This is a genomic window from Streptomyces sp. NPDC002835 (assembly GCF_053591995.1).
This window is the reverse complement of sequence record NZ_JBSFUW010000001.1, coordinates 582,223-598,128: the sequence shown is the minus strand read 5'-3', so window position 1 is coordinate 598,128 and position 15,906 is coordinate 582,223. Positions and strand designations below refer to the sequence as shown.

General features: G+C 72.1%; 8 protein-coding genes. 5 read left to right on the top strand and 3 right to left on the bottom strand.

Annotation, left to right across the window (positions count from 1 at the left end; genetic code table 11):
* Positions 1–292: 292 nt before the first annotated feature.
* Complete coding sequence (locus ACWD01_RS02610; RefSeq protein WP_451157273.1) at positions 293–5,260, top strand: NAD-glutamate dehydrogenase; 4,968 nt, start codon at positions 293–295, stop codon at positions 5,258–5,260.
* Between the two features lie 307 nt (positions 5,261–5,567).
* Here ACWD01_RS02610 and ACWD01_RS02605 read toward each other — a convergent pair whose 3' ends face one another.
* From ACWD01_RS02605 to ACWD01_RS02595, 3 genes are read right to left on the bottom strand one after another with little or no spacing between them, the layout of a single operon-like run.
* Positions 5,568–6,527: a serine/threonine-protein kinase gene (locus tag ACWD01_RS02605; protein WP_451157271.1), complete on the bottom strand. Its 960-nt coding sequence runs from the start codon at positions 6,525–6,527 to the stop codon at positions 5,568–5,570.
* A 38-nt stretch (positions 6,528–6,565) separates the two neighbouring features.
* Positions 6,566–7,411, bottom strand: coding sequence for an ABC transporter ATP-binding protein (locus tag ACWD01_RS02600; protein WP_451157269.1), 846 nt, complete (start codon positions 7,409–7,411; stop codon positions 6,566–6,568).
* Entirely contained in the window at positions 7,404–8,327 is a 924-nt protein-coding gene (locus ACWD01_RS02595) for an ABC transporter permease (RefSeq protein WP_451157267.1), read from the bottom strand. The genes ACWD01_RS02600 and ACWD01_RS02595 overlap by 8 nt, the downstream gene beginning before the upstream one ends.
* A gap of 101 nt (positions 8,328–8,428) precedes the next feature.
* On the opposite strand from ACWD01_RS02595, the gene ACWD01_RS02590 reads away from it, so the two are divergent.
* From ACWD01_RS02590 to ACWD01_RS02575, 4 genes are all read left to right on the top strand, one after another.
* Positions 8,429–9,046, top strand: coding sequence for a TetR/AcrR family transcriptional regulator (locus ACWD01_RS02590; protein WP_451157265.1), 618 nt, complete (start codon positions 8,429–8,431; stop codon positions 9,044–9,046).
* Positions 9,047–9,486: 440 nt separating this feature from the next.
* Entirely contained in the window at positions 9,487–12,942 is a 3,456-nt protein-coding gene (locus ACWD01_RS02585; RefSeq protein WP_451157375.1) for a CDP-glycerol glycerophosphotransferase family protein, read from the top strand.
* A 125-nt stretch (positions 12,943–13,067) separates the two neighbouring features.
* A complete protein-coding gene (locus ACWD01_RS02580; protein WP_451157263.1) occupies positions 13,068–14,324 on the top strand; it encodes a glycosyltransferase family 39 protein in 1,257 nt (418 codons plus the stop codon).
* A 29-nt stretch (positions 14,325–14,353) separates the two neighbouring features.
* Positions 14,354–15,883, top strand: coding sequence for a methyltransferase domain-containing protein (locus ACWD01_RS02575; RefSeq protein ID WP_451157261.1), 1,530 nt, complete (start codon positions 14,354–14,356; stop codon positions 15,881–15,883).
* Positions 15,884–15,906 lie beyond the last annotated feature (23 nt).

The following is a 15,906-nucleotide window of genomic DNA, read 5'->3' as shown; positions in this document are numbered from 1 at the left end:
ACATACGGCTCATGACGGTTCGGGGGTGCGGCGGGATAGCCTGGGGGCGTGATCAGCGCGATACGCCGTGGGGGCAGCGAAGCCCCCGGCCTGCGCCCGGAGTGCCACAGCGTCCGGGCGATCGCTGACCCCTCCCGTCCGGACTGTCTCCGCCAGACAGAATTGGCCGACTACGGCTCGGACGGCTCTCATCGCGGCATAACGTCGACTGCGACCGGACACCCCGGGCCGCGGCGATTCGTCGCACCCTTCACCTACGTCACGCAACGGCGCGCGACAGGAGCCAGAGGACATGCAGACCAAGCTGGACGAAGCCAAGGCCGAGCTGCTCGCACGAGCGGCCCGGGTTGCTGAGAACAGCCCGGCCGGGGGGCACCTTCCGACTGGGACCGAGCAGGGAAAGCGCCCCGACCAGGGCACCCTGCTCACGTACCTCCAGCGCTACTACCTGCACACAGCTCCGGAGGACCTCGCCGACCGCGACCCGGTCGACGTCTTCGGCGCAGCGCTCTCCCACTACCGGCTCGCGGAGAACCGTCCGCAGGGCACCGCGAACGTCCGGGTCCACACGCCGACCGTCGAGGAGAACGGCTGGACCTGCAGCCACTCCGTCGTGGAGGTCGTCACCGACGACATGCCCTTCCTCGTCGACTCGGTCACCAACGAGCTCTCCCGCCAGGGCCGCGGCATCCATGTCGTGATCCACCCGCAGATCGTCGCCCGCCGCGACGTGACCGGCAGGCTCATCGAGGTGCTGCCGTCCCGGGCCAACGCCAAGGACCTGCCGCACGACGCCCTCGTCGAGTCCTGGATCCACGTCGAGATCGACCGCGAGACCGACCGCGCCGACCTCAAGCAGATCACCGCCGATCTGCTGCGCGTCCTGTCCGACGTCCGCGAGGCCGTCGAGGACTGGGAGAAGATGCGCGACGCCGCGCTGCGCATCGCGGACGGCCTGCCGAGCGAGCCCACCGCCGACGACCTGCGCGACCAGGAGGTCGAGGAGGCCCGGGAGCTGCTGCGCTGGCTCGCCGCCGACCACTTCACCTTCCTCGGCTACCGCGAGTACGAGCTGACCGAGTCCGACGCCCTGGCCGCCGTGCCCGGCACCGGCCTCGGCATCCTGCGCGCCGACCCGCAGCACGACGAGGACGAGGCGCACCCGGTCAGCCCGTCGTTCAGCCGGCTGCCCGCCGACGCCCGCGCCAAGGCCCGCGAGCACAAGCTGCTCGTCCTGACGAAGGCCAACAGCCGCGCGACCGTGCACCGCCCCAGCTACCTGGACTACGTCGGCGTCAAGAAGTTCGACGCCGAGGGCAACGTCATCGGCGAGCGCCGCTTCCTCGGCCTGTTCTCGTCCGCCGCGTACACCGAGTCGGTGCGCCGCGTGCCCGTCGTGCGCCGCAAGGTCGCCGAGGTCCTCCAGGGCGCGGGCTTCTCGCCCAACAGCCACGACGGCCGCGACCTGCTGCAGATCCTCGAGACGTACCCGCGTGACGAGCTGTTCCAGACGCCCACCGACCAGCTCCGGGCGATCGTCACCAGCGTCCTGTACCTCCAGGAGCGCCGCCGGCTGCGGCTGTACCTGCGCCAGGACGAGTACGGGCGCTACTACTCCGCGCTCGTCTACCTGCCGCGCGACCGCTACACCACCGGGGTGCGGCTGCGGCTGATCGACATCCTCAAGGAGGAGCTCGGCGGCACCAGCGTCGACTTCACCGCCTGGAACACCGAGTCGATCCTGTCCCGCATCCACTTCGTGGTGCGCGTCCCGTCCGGCACCGAGCTGCCGCACCTCACCGACGCCGACACCGAGCGGATCGAGGCCCGGCTGGTGGAGGCCGCCCGCTCCTGGGCCGACGGCTTCGGCGAGGCGCTGAACGCCGAGTTCGGCGAGGAGCGCGCCGCCGAACTGCTCCGCAGCTACGCGGGAGCCTTCCCCGAGGGCTACAAGGCCGACCACTCGCCGCGCACCGCCGTGGCCGACCTGGTGCGCCTCGAAGAGCTCACCCACACCGAGAAGGACTTCGCCCTCTCGCTGTACGAGCCGGTCGGCGCCGGCCCGGGCGAGCGGCGCTTCAAGATCTACCGGACCGGCGAGCAGGTCTCCCTGTCCGCCGTGCTGCCCGTCCTGCAGCGCCTCGGCTGCGAGGTCGTCGACGAGCGGCCGTACGAGCTGCGCTGCGCGGACCGTACGCCCGCCTGGATCTACGACTTCGGCCTGCGTATGCCGAAGGCCGCCAACGTCGGCGACTACCTCGCCGACGACGCCCGTGAACGCTTCCAGGACGCGTTCGCCGCCGTGTGGACCGGCGAGGCCGAGAACGACGGCTTCAACGCGCTGGTGCTGGGCGCCGGGCTCAACTGGCGGGAGGCGATGGTGCTGCGCGCGTACGCGAAGTACCTGCGCCAGGCCGGTTCGACCTTCAGCCAGGACTACATGGAGGACACCCTCCGCAACAACGTCCACACCACCCGGCTGCTGGTCTCCCTCTTCGAGGCCCGGATGTCGCCGGACCGCCAGCGCGCGGGCACCGAGCTGATCGACGGGCTCCTCGAAGAGGTCGACGGCGCCCTCGACCAGGTCGCCAGCCTCGACGAGGACCGCATCCTGCGGGCCTTCCTCACCGTCATCAAGGCCACGCTGCGCACGAACTTCTTCCAGAGCGCCAGCGAGGGAAGCGAAAGGAGAGGTCAGGAGGCGACGCGCGGCGAGCGGCACGGCTATGTGTCGATGAAGTTCGACCCGCAGGCCATCCCGGACCTGCCGGCACCGCGCCCCGCGTTCGAGATCTGGGTGTACTCGCCGCGCGTCGAGGGCGTCCACCTGCGCTTCGGCAAGGTCGCCCGAGGCGGTCTGCGCTGGTCCGACCGGCGTGAGGACTTCCGTACGGAGATCCTCGGCCTGGTCAAGGCCCAGATGGTCAAGAACACCGTGATCGTGCCCGTCGGCGCGAAGGGCGGGTTCGTCGCCAAGCAGCTCCCGGACCCGTCCGTGGACCGCGACGCCTGGCTGGCCGAGGGCATCGCCTGCTACAAGACCTTCATCTCGGCGCTGCTCGACATCACCGACAACCTGGTCGCGGGCGAGGTCGTCCCGCCGGCCCAGGTGGTCCGCCACGACGAGGACGACACGTATCTCGTCGTCGCCGCCGACAAGGGCACCGCGTCGTTCTCCGACATCGCCAACGAGGTCGCGGTCGCGTACGACTTCTGGCTCGGCGACGCCTTCGCGTCCGGCGGGTCCGCCGGATACGACCACAAGGGCATGGGCATCACCGCCCGCGGCGCCTGGGAGTCGGTCAAGCGGCACTTCCGCGAGCTCGGACACGACACCCAGACCGAGGACTTCACCGTCGTCGGCGTCGGCGACATGTCCGGTGACGTGTTCGGCAACGGCATGCTGCTCAGCGAGCACATCCGGCTCGTCGCCGCCTTCGACCACCGCCACATCTTCATCGACCCGGACCCGGACGCGGCCCTCTCGTACGCCGAGCGCCGCAGGCTCTTCGAGCTGCCCCGCTCCTCCTGGGCCGACTACAACAAGACGCTGCTGTCCCAGGGCGGCGGCATCCACCCGCGCAGCGCCAAGTCGATCCCGGTCAACGCGGCGATGCGAGAGGCCCTCGGCATCGAGGCCGGCGTCACCAAGATGACCCCCGCCGAGCTGATGCAGGCCATCCTCAAGGCGCCGGTCGACCTGCTGTGGAACGGCGGCATCGGCACCTACGTCAAGGCGGCCACCGAGTCGAACGCCGATGTCGGCGACAAGGCCAACGACGCCATCCGCGTCAACGGCGCCGATCTGCGGGTCCGCGTCGTCGGCGAGGGCGGCAACCTGGGCTGCACCCAGCTCGGCCGGATCGAGTTCGACCGCAACGGCGGGAAGATCAACACCGACGCGATCGACAACAGCGCCGGCGTCGACACCTCCGACCACGAGGTCAACATCAAGATCCTGCTCAACGGCCTCGTCGTGGAAGGCGACATGACCGTCAAGCAGCGCAACCAGCTCCTCGCGAAGATGACGGAGGAGGTCGGCGTGCTGGTGCTGCGCAACAACTATGCGCAGAACACGGCCCTCGCCAACGCCATCGCCCAGTCACCCTCCCTGCTCCACGCCCACCAGCGCTTCATGCGGCGCCTCGGACGGGACGGGCACCTGGACCGGGCGCTCGAGTTCCTCCCCAACGACCGCCAGATCCGTGAACTGCTCAACACCGGCAAGGGCCTGAGCCAGCCCGAGCTGGCAGTGCTCCTCGCCTACACGAAGATCACGGTGGCGGAGGACCTGATCAAGACGGGCCTGCCGGACGACCCGTACCTGCGCAGGCTGCTGCACGCCTACTTCCCCAAGCCGCTGCGCGAGAAGTTCGGCGACGCGATCGACGCGCACCCGCTGCGCCGCGAGATCGTGACGACGGTCCTCGTCAACGACACCGTCAACACCGGTGGTTCGACCTTCCTGCACCGGCTGCGGGAGGAGACCGGCGCGACCATGGAGGAGATCGTCCGGGCGCAGACCGCGGCGCGCGAGATCTTCGGTCTCAGCGCGGTGTGGGACGCGGTCGAGGCGCTCGACAACGAGGTCCCCGCGGACGTCCAGACCCGGGTCCGGCTGCACTCGCGCCGGCTCGTCGAGCGCGGCACGCGCTGGCTGCTGGGCAACCGGCCGCAGCCGCTGGAGCTCGCGGAGACCATCGAGTTCTTCTCGGAGCGCGTCGAGCAGGTGTGGGCGGCGCTGCCGAAGATGCTGCGCGGCGCGGACCTGGAGTGGTACCAGGGCATCCTGGACGAGCTCACCGGGGCGGGCGTCCCGGAGGCGCTCGCGCTGCGGGTGGCCGGCTTCTCGTCCGCGTTCCCGACGCTCGACATCGTCGCGATCTCGGACCGCAACGGGCAGGACGCGCTGGCCGTCGCCGACGTGTACTACGACCTGGCGGACCGGCTCTCCATCACGCAGCTGATGGACCGGATCATCGAACTGCCGCGGGCCGACCGCTGGCAGTCCATGGCCCGCGCCTCCATCCGCGAGGACCTGTACGCGGCGCACGCCATGCTCACGGCGGACGTGCTGTCCGTGGGCAACGGGACCTCGACGCCGGAAGACCGGTTCCAGGAGTGGGAGCGGAAGAACTCGGCGATCCTGGGGCGGGCGCGGACGACGCTGGACGAGATCCAGAGCTCGGACACGTTCGACCTGGCGAATCTGTCGGTGGCGATGCGGACGATGCGTCAGCTGCTGCGTACGCACAGCTGACGGGGCCGCCCGGAGGGCGGCGGTAGGTGACGGGCCCGGTCGCGCGTGTGCGCGGCCGGGCCCGTGGCTTTCCCGCACCCTGCCCTTCCCTCCGAAACCGGGGGCTCCGCCCCCGGACCCCTCGGTCCTGCCCCGGCGGGGCGGGCGCGGCCTGGGCTGCGCCCCTGCCCTGTGTGACGTCGCGCCGGCTTCGGCCCGTGTCCCGGGTGGGGCATACAAGGCTCCGCCCCTGCCCCCCGGGCGGGGGATGCGCCCCTACCCAGCAGCCCGGGCCCGGCAGGGGCCCGGTGTGCTGGCACCCGTGGGGTCACGGGGAGCGGCGGAAGTGGGGGAGCCATGAGGTGGATCGGGGGTCCTGGGGGGTGGAGAGTCCGGCGGACGCGCGGGCGGTCTCCGTGACGGCCGATGCGACGCGTTTCGGGAGCCAGGCGGCGAAGTCGGGCGGGCCGCACAGTTCCGCGACCTCCGACGCGGACGGGCGGTCCTGCGGGCGGGCCGCCAGAGTGGCGGTCAGGAGTCGGCGGAGGGCCGGCGGGTGGGCCGACAGGTCCGGGGGGTCGCGGTCGGTGCCGGCGATGCGGGTCGCGACGGCGAGGCCGCCGCCCTCGCCGTACGGATGGCGTCCGGCAGCCGCCTCCGCCGCCACCAGCCCGAGCGTGAACACGTCCGACGCGGGCGTCAGTTCGCGGCCCAGCGCGTGCTCGGGCGACATGTACTTCGGGGTGCCGACCATCCGCCCGACGGTGGTCAGCACGGAGGTGCCGTCCGCGGCGCGGGCGATACCGAAGTCGAGCAGCCACGGCCCCTCGGCGGTCAGCAGCAGGTTCCCCGGCTTCACGTCCCGGTGGATGAGACCGGCGGTGTGCACGGCGTCCAGCGCGCGGGCCGCGCCGGCCGTCAGCCGCAGGACGCACGACAGGGGCAGCGGCCCGTGGCCGCTCAGCACGTCGCCGAGCGGCAGTCCCGGTACGTAACGGGTGGCGAGCCACGGCAGTTCGGCGTCCGCGTCGTGGTCGACGACCTGCACCAGGTGCGCGCCGCGGACCCGTCGCGCGGCCTCGACCTCGCGGGCGAACCGCCGGCGGAAGTCCTCGCTCCGCGCGTGCTCGCGCCGGATCAGCTTCAGCGCGACGGGCAGCGCGCCGTCGTGGCTGCGGCTGAGGAAGACGGTTCCCATGCCGCCCTCGCCGATGCGTGCCCGCAGCGCGTATCCGGCGATCTCGCGCGGATCGTCGTCCCGCAGCGGTTCCGGTCTCCGACCGTTCATCCCGACCACCATCCCCTTGGCCGTCCGGCAGTCGGAGCCTACCGCGCGGTCCGCCCGGCGGACCCGGCTCCGCCCTTGGTGAAGTCCTCGTACGCCGCGACGACTTCCTTCGCCGGCCCGTCCATCCGTAGTGTGCCCGCCTCCAGCCAGAGCGCGCGGTCGCAGGTCTCCGTGATGGTGGAGTTGCTGTGGCTGACCAGGAAGACGGTGCCGGCCTCCCGCCGCAGTTCGTCGATGCGTTCGCGGCTGCGACGGCGGAAGCGGGCGTCGCCGGTGGACAGTGCCTCGTCGATGAGCAGCACCTCGTGGTTCTTGGCGGCGGCGATGGAGAAGCGCAGCCGGGCCCCCATGCCGGACGAGTACGTGCGCATCGGCAGGGCGATGAAGTCGCCCTTCTCGTTGATGCCGGAGAAGTCGACGATGTCGTCGTAGCGGTCGTGGATCTCCGCGCGGGTCATGCCCATCGCGAGGCCGCCGAGGACGACGTTGCGCTCGCCGGTCAGTTCCGACATCAGGGCCGCGTTGACGCCGAGGAGGGAGGGCTGACCCTGGGTGTAGATCCGGCCTCGCGCAGTCGGGAGCAGGCCGGCGACGGCCTTGAGCAGGGTCGACTTGCCGGATCCGTTGGAGCCGATGAGGCCGATCGCCTCGCCCCGGTACGCGGCGAAGCTGACGCCCTTGACGGCGTGCACCTCGCGTACGCCGGGGGAGGCCCGGCGGGAGACGATCCGGCTGAGGGCGGAGGTGGCACTGCCGCGGCCGGTACGCGCGCCGTTGACCCGGTAGGTGATGTGGACGCCGTCGGCGACGACGGTGGGGGCCCGCTCGGTCCGCTCAGCCCGCTCGGTGTGTTGGGTTCGCTCATGGGGTCGGTTCTCAGCCACGGCCGTACCGCTCCTCCGCCTGCCAGAAGTACAGGAGTCCGCCGGCTCCGCAGAGCACGGCCCACAGCAGGGCCGCGGCCCAGACGTGCGGCGGCAGCCGGTCCGCGGTGAACGAGTCGATGAACGCGAAGCGCACCAGGTCGATGTAGAGCGCGGCCGGGTTGTACTGCAGGGCCAGCGCCGCCAGTTGGGGCAGGTCCCGGTCACCGATCACCTTGTCGACGGACCACATCACCCCGGACCCGTACATCCAGGTGCGCAGCAGGAACGGCATCAGCTGCGAGACGTCGGGCGTACGGGCAGCGACTCGCGCCATCGCCATCGACAGCCCGGTGTTGAAGACGGCCTGCAGCACGAGCGCGGGCACCGCGAGCAGCCACGACGCGGTGGGGAGTTGGCCGAAGGCCGCCAGGATCACGATCAGCGCGCCGAGCGAGAACAGCAGTTGCTGGACCTGTTGCAGGGCGAGCGCGACGGGCAGCGCGGCGCGCGGGAAGTGCAGGGCCCTGACCAGGCCGAGGTTGCCGGAGATCGCACGGGTCCCGGACGTGATCGAGTTCGCCGTGAAGGTCCAGATGAACACGCCCGTGACGAGGAACGGCACGAAGTCGGGGACGTGGTCGGCGGTGCCGAGCAGCACGCCGAAGACCAGGAAGTAGACCGCGGCGTTGAGCAGCGGGGTCATCAGCTGCCACAGCTGGCCGAGGCGGGCCTGGCTGTACTGGGCGGTGAGCTTGGCGGTCGCGAACGCGGTGATGAAGTCGCGGCGCGACCAGAGGCCGCGGGCGTACGCGGGGAGGGTGGGCCGCGCGCCGCTGACGGTCAGGCCGTGGCGGGCGGCGAGCGCGGCGAGGTCGGTGGGCGGGGGTGGGAGGGGTGGCGGGGCCACGGGGGCTGTGGGGGTGGCTGTGGTCATGGGGCTCGCCTTCCGCGCACGCTGGGACGGTACCGTTTCGTCGCTACGGGGAGGGTAGGACGAGTTTACGTCGGGACGCAACCGTTCCGTCGTCGCCGCGTATGCTCGTGGGCATGACGACGGACCCCAGAAGCCCACGCCGCGCCCCCGCAGGAGCCGCCGTGCTCCGGGAGGACGTGACCGACGCCATCCGGAGCGCCGTCTTCGAGGAACTCGCGGCCGTCGGCTTCGCCCGGATGTCCATCGAGGGCATCGCGCGGCGGGCGGGGGTCGGGAAGACGGCGGTCTACCGACGCTGGAAGTCCAAGCTGTCGCTCGTGCTGGACCTGGTCTCCGCCTTCGCGGCGCAGGGGCTGCCGGCGCCGGCGACGGGGTCGCTGTACGGGGACGTGCGGGCGCTCCTGGAGGTCGCCGCGCACGCGCTGCGGCATCCGGTGGCCTCGCGGGTCATCCCCGACCTGCTGGTCGAGTCGGCGCGCAACCCCGAGATCTCGGACGCGATCAAGGCGGCGCTGCTGGACGAGCAGCGGGGGGTGGCGGCGCTGATCGTCCGGGACGCGGTGGGGCGGGGGGAGCTGGCCGAGGGGACGGATCCGGACCGGGCGCTGGATGTGATCGTGGGGCCGCTGTACTGGCGGCTGGTGGTGGTGCGGGGTGGGGTGGACGGGGGGTACCTGGACGAGGTGGCGAGGGGAGCGGTGGCGGCGTTGCGGTCGTGACGTTCCCCCACCCCGCCCCTTCCCGAAACCGGGGCTCCGCCCCGGGCCCGTGTCACGTGCTCTGACCTTGCGCCCCGCAGCCCCGTACCGCGCTGCGCGCGGTGGCCTCAAGCGCCGGCCGGGCTGTGACTTGCCGGTCTTGTCGGGGCGCTGCCCCGAGCCCCGCGCCTCAATCGCCGGCGGGGCTGGGGTTGCCCGGGCTGCGCCGCGAGCGCCGGCGGGCCCGGATGACCGCGGTCGCGCCTCAATCGCCGGCGAGGCTGAGGTTGCCCCGGCCCAAGCCCCGGCGAGGCTGAGGTTGCCCCGCCTCAGGCGCCGGTGGGCTGGAGTTGCCCCGCCCCGCGGACCGTGTCACCCGGATGGGGGAAAGGGGGTGACCCCAGGAAGGTGGGTCGGTTGTTCTGCGCAGCGAACCTGCTTCAAGAATGGACGTGTCCACCATGCCGCTGCGGCTCAGCATCGTCGTTCCCGTGTACAACGTGGAGGACTTCCTGGACGAGTGTCTGCGCTCGCTCGCCGGGCAGCGTCTCGCGGACATCGAGGTCGTCATGGTGGACGACGGGTCGACGGACGAAAGCGCCGCCATCGCGCGGCGGTTCGTCGCGGAGGACGCGCGGTTCAGGCTTGTCACGCAGGTCAACGCCGGGCTCGGCGCCGCCCGTAACGCCGGGACGCGGGAGGCGCGCGGTGAGTTCCTCGCGTTCGTGGACAGTGACGACGTCGTGCCGCCAGAGGCGTACGAGAAGATGGTGGCGTCGCTCGACGCGTCCGGGTCGGACTTCGTCAGCGGGAACGTGAGCAGGCTGCGGGCGAGCGGCAAGGTCGAGCAGTCGCCGATGTTCCGCGAGCCGATGGCCAAGTCCCGTACGGCCACGCACGTCACCCGGCACTGGCCGTTGCTGTACGACCGGATCGCGTGCAACAAGGTGTTCCGCAGAGCGTTCTGGGACCGGCACGCGCTCGCGTTTCCCGAAGGGGTCCTGTTCGAGGACATTCCGGTGATCCTGCCCGCGCACTTCCTCGCCGGTTCCGTGGACGTCCTGCACGACACGGTCTATCTGTGGCGCGACCGCGACGGGTCGATCACCACGCGCAGGGCGCGGCCGAAGGCGGTGCGCGACCGTACCGGGTCCGTGGCCGGGGCACGGGACTTCCTCGCCGGGGAGGACAAGTGGGCGGAGGGCAGGCGGCGTTACGAGCGGAGCGTGCTCTGCAGCGATCTGTGGCTGTTCATGGAGGCGCTGCCGGACGGTGACGACGCCTATCACGCGGCCTTCCTGGAGCACGCCGGCGCGTTCGCGGACTCCGTCGGGCGGGACGTTCTCGAGAGGCTTCCGCTGCACTTCCGTGTCAAGTGGCAACTGGTCAGGGAGCGCCGGCTGACCGAGCTCCTCGATCTGCTCGCCTTCGAGAAGAAGCACGGCCGTGACGCGTTCCGGCTGCGCGGCCTGGGACGCCGCGCCGAGTACCCCGTGCTCACCGCGCCGCTGCCGCGCGGTGTCGACCGTCCCGCGCCCGCCGAACTCCCGGTGATGTCCGACGTCACCGAGGCGGTGTGGCGCGACGGCAGGCTACATCTGCGGGGTTACGCGTACATCCGCAACCGCCCGGCGGGCGAGCGGCGGCCGGTCACCCTCGGCTGGCTGCGGGCCGGCCGGCGGCGGGTGGTGCCGCTGCGGCTGCGGGCCGCGGACGTGCCGAAGGCGACCGCCGACTCGCGGCAGGGGCTGCACAGTTACGACCGGGCCGGGTTCGAGACCGTGATCGACCCGGCGCGGCTCGGCGGGCCGGGCACCACCTGGAACGTGGAGGTCGGCGTCGTCGGCGGCGGGGCGCTGCGCCGCGGTCCGCTGCGGATGCTGGGCAACCGCGCCGCCCCCACCGTGCACGACGTCCGCGAGGACCTGCGCGCCGTGCCGGTGCTCTCGGGCAACAGGCTGCGCATCCGGATGGACCGCGTCGCCGCGCTGTTCACCGGGCACACGGCCACGGCCGACGGGCTGCTGAGCATCGAGGGGGCCGTGCTGGGCGGCGCCGGCGGGCCCGCGCCCGAGGCCCTCGCGCTGGAGAACCGGCGCACCAAGGAGGAGCACCTGCTCCCGGTCACGGCCCAGGGCAGCGCCTTCACCGCCGACGTGGACCCGGCCCTGCTCGGCGGCGGGTCGTGGCGGGTGCGGCTGCTGCGCGCCGACGGCAGCCGTGCGGCTCTCGCCGTACGCGGTGCGACGCCCACCGGCCGGCATCCGCGGCCGCGCCCCCTCGACGGCGGTGAAGCCCGTGAGATCGCCGTGACCGCCGACGCGTCCGGCGCTCTCGTGCTCACCGACCAGGCCGTGCAGCCCCTGGCCGACGCGTTCGCCTGGGCGGACTCCGGCGAGCTCGCGATCGAGGGACGGCTCCAGGAGGCCGCGTTCCGCCGGGCCGAACTGGTGCTGCGGCACAGCGCTACGCGGGAGGAGACCGTCGTCGCCCACGAGACCCGCGGTGACGGCCGTTTCCGGGCCGTCCTCACGCCCGCCGCGGTCGAAGGGCCCGGTGGCGAGCTGCCGCTCGCCGAGGGCCGGTGGTACCCGTTCTTCCGCGAACTCGGCGGCAGCGACCCGGAGCGGTACGCGCCCGTCCGGCTGGCGTTCGCCGAGCACGCCGCCGTACCCGCCGTGCGACGCGTCGGCGGCAGGGACTTCACGATCGACCGGCGCTACCACGACCAGCTCGTCCTCGAGTCCGGCCCCGTGCTGCCTCCCGGCGAACGCGGCGGCTTCAACGAACGGCTGATGCGCGAGCGGGCCGCGGCCCTGCGCACCGGACCACGCCGGGACACCGTGCTGTTCAGCAGCTTCGACGGCCGGCAGTTCTCCGACTCGCCGCGCGCCGTCCACGAGGAACTGCTCCGCCGCGACGTCCCGTTCGAGACGCTGTGGGTGGTCCGCGACCAGCAGACGCGGCTGCCGGCCGGGGTGCGGCCCGTCCCGTACGGCGGCGCCGAATGGCACGAGGCGCTGGCGACCAGCCGGGCCGTGGTGACCAACACCCAGCTGCCGGACTGGTTCCGGCGCGGCACGGACCAGTTCGTGGTGCAGACCTGGCACGGCACACCCCTCAAGCGCATCGGCCGCGACCTGCTCGGCACCGACCGGGCCAACCGCCCCTACATCGAGTCGCTGCCGATGCGCGCCGCCCAGTGGAGCCTGCTGGTCTCGCCCAACCGGTTCTCCACGCCGATCCTGCGCCGCGCCTTCGGCTACGAGGGCGAGGTGATCGAGTCGGGTTATCCGCGCAACGCCCTGCTGCACGCGCCGGACCGGGCCAAGGTCGCCGCCTCCGTCCGGGAGCGCCTCGGTATCCCCGAGGGCCGTCAGGTGGTGCTGTACGCGCCGACCTGGCGGGAGGACCGGCCCGCGGGCGGCGGCCGCTACGCCCTGGATCTGCGGCTCGACCTCGAGGCCGCCCGCGCCCGGCTCGCGGACAGCCACGTGCTGCTGGTCCGCCGGCACTACCTCGTCAGCGACCGGCTCCCGGACACCGGCGGCTTCGCGCTCGACGTGTCGCGCTACCCGGACGTGGCAGACCTGCTGCTCGTCGCCGACGCGCTCGTCACCGACTACTCCTCGCTGATGTTCGACTTCGCCCAGACCGGCCGCCCGATGCTGTTCCACACGTACGACCTGGAGCACTACCGCGACGTCCTGCGCGGCTTCTACTTCGACTTCGAGACCCGGGCCCCCGGGCCGCTGATCCCGGACGGCGCGCGCCTCGTCGAGGCGCTGCGCGACCCGGCCGGCGCCACGGCGCCGTACGCCGGCGCGTACGAGGCCTTCCGCGAGTCGTTCTGCGATCTCGACGACGCGGGCGCGGCGGCCGCGGTCGCCGACCGGATGCTGGCGGCCATCGGCTGACCCGCCGTACGGGTGATTCCCGCGCCCGAAAGGCGCCGAAGACCGCAGCACAGTGCGGCAGACCGGTCTAAGTGTGTTTATCGGGTGCGGGATATTGACGTTTCGGATTGCTACGTTCGCCCGCCATGGACCTGCGATTGCGAACCGCGGCGGCGACGCCCGATGTACGACGAGCCAGGGCTCTCGTCATCGGCGCCGCCGCGCTCGCTCTCGTCGCCAAGACGCTATTCGCCGCCCTGACCCGCGGACCGGCGGACGTGCGCTTCTTCGAAGCCTTCGCCGCCGCCGTCTCCCAGGTCGGACCGGTCCGCGTCTACGGGCATCCGATGCCCGGCCTGCCCGTCTACAACCATCCGCCGCTCGCGAGCTGGCTGCTCTCCGGATTCCATGAACTGACCGAGCTGGGAATTCCGTTCGCGCTCCTCATCCGGATGCCGGCCTGCGTCGCCGATTTCGTCTCCGTGCTGCTGGTCTTCGAAATCGTCCGCCGCCGCCGTTCGCTCCGTACCGCCACGGTGTGCGCGCTCGTCTGCGCATTCAACCCGGTCCTTTTCACCACCTCGGCGTATCACGGGAACACGGACTCGGCGGCGATCGTGCTCGTCGTCCTGGCCGCGTATCTGCTGGCCGACCGCCGTGCCCCGCTGGCCGCGGGCGTCGCGGCGGCGCTCGCGGTGAGCGTCAAACTCGTCCCCGTCGTCGCCGTCCCCGCCCTGCTGGTGGTCGCGGTGCGGGCCGGCAGGCCGGCCGCCGTCAGGTTCTGCGCCGGCCTGGCCCTCGTACTGCTGACGCTGTGGGGGCCGGTGCTGGCCGCCGTGCCCGGGCCGCTGCGGGAGAACGTCCTCGAGTACGAGGGCGGGCGGTGGCGGCTGTGGGGGCTCGTACGGTTCGCCGACCTGGCCGGCGCGTCCGACGGGCTCGTCGCGGGCCTCCAGGGCGGCTTCCACTTCGTGTTCGTGCTGCTGTGCATGGCCGCGGGCGCCTGGCTCGCCTGGCGGCGGCCCACCGCCCCGGCCGCCGCCGTCGCGCTCTCCCTGACACTGCTGCTCCTGCTCAGCACCGGCTCCGCCGTCCAGTACCTGGCCTGGCCCGTCGTCGCCCTGTGCCTCCTGGGCGTCCGGGGGGCCGTCGGTTACGGAGCCGTCGTCGGCACCGTCACCGTCGTCGTCTACTCGGGCGCCAGCGCCGTCCGCTGGAACGACTGGGCGCTGCATCTCGCAGAGGCGGGCTGGCTGCTGCTGGCCGCCGCGACCGTGACCGGCGTACGCAGGGCGCTCGCGGACCCGCCGGGCCCCGCGCCCGGCGTGCCCCTCCCCGTCGTGGCCCAGCGGACCGGCAAGCCGGCCGCTGCCGCCCGACCCGTCAACCGACCGCACCGATGACCCCACCGACGGAGAGTAGAGAAGACCCAGTGAAGGAAAGCCCCAGCCCGCGGATCGGCATCCTCGTCGTGGCCTACAACGCCGAGTCCACACTGGAGAAGACGCTCCACCGCATCCCCGAGGACTTCCGGTCCCGTGTCGCCGAGATCCTGATCCTCGACGACGCGAGCAGCGACGAGACGTTCAGCGCGGGCTGCCGCTGGTCGCAGCTCGAGGGCATGCCGCCGACCGTCGTCATGCGGCACACCAAGAACCTCGGCTACGGCGGCAACCAGAAGGCGGGCTACGCGCTCGCCGCGGAGCGGGGCCTGGACATCGTGGTGCTGCTGCACGGCGACGGCCAGTACGCCCCCGAGCTGCTGCCCGAGATGGTCGCACCCATCGAACGGGGCGAGTGCGAAGCGGTGTTCGGCTCCCGGATGATGCGCCCCGGCAGCGCGCTCGGGGGCGGCATGCCGTTCTACAAATGGCTGGGCAACCGCGTCCTCACCCGCTTCGAGAACGCGCTGCTGGGCTCGCACCTCACCGAGTTCCACTCCGGCTACCGCGCCTACAGCGTCGCCGCGCTGCGCAGACTGCCCATCGACCGGAACACCGACGCCTTCGACTTCGACACCCAGATCATCGTCCAGCTGCTCGACGCCGGGATGCGGATCAAGGAGATCCCCGTCCCGACCTACTACGGCGACGAGATCTGCTACGTCAACGGCCTGCGCTACGCCAAGGACGTCGTCAAGGACGTCCTCGAGTACCGGCTCGCGCTCAAGGGCTTCGGCACCTGCCCCTGGATCCCCAAGCCCGTCGAGTACGCCTTCAAGGAGGGCGACGGGTCCTCGCACTCCGCGATCCTCGGCATCATGCGCACCCTGCCCCCGGGCCGGGTGCTCGACGTCGGCTGCTCCGGCGGCCGGTTCGCCGAGCGCCTCGAAGCGCTCGGCTTCACCGTGACCGGCCTGGACTTCGTCGAGGTGCCCGGCGTACGGGAACGCTGCTCACGGTTCCTGCTGGCCGATCTGGAGGAGGGACTTCCGGCGGAGACCGGCGACGACTACGACTATGTGGTCGCCGGAGACGTCATCGAGCACCTGTCCCGCCCCGAGCACGTGCTGCGGGAACTGCGGGACGTGCTGCGCCCCGGCGGCCGGATGCTGCTGTCCGTGCCCAACTTCGGCCACTGGTACTCGCGTCTGCGCGTCGCCCTCGGCATCTTCGGCTACGACCGGCGCGGCATCCTCGACGAGACCCATCTGCGCTTCTTCACCCGCGGCAGCCTGCGCCGCACCGTGCGGGCCGCCGGCTTCGACCAGCTCCGCCTCACCTCGACCGGCGCGCCCTTCTGGTCCGTACTGGGCGGCGGCCTCGCCGCCGGGGCGCTGACCGGCGTCTCCCGGTTCCTCACCCGTGTGCGGCCGACACTCTTCGGCTACCAGTACGTCGCCGTGCTCACTCCGCACGCGGCGCAGACGATCATCGCGGGGGAGCACGTCGATGTACAGGACATCATCAGCCGCCAGTACGTCCCGGCCGAGCTCGCCGGCCGAGTGGGCGCCGGCACCTGACCCACGGCACCGACCGCCCACCA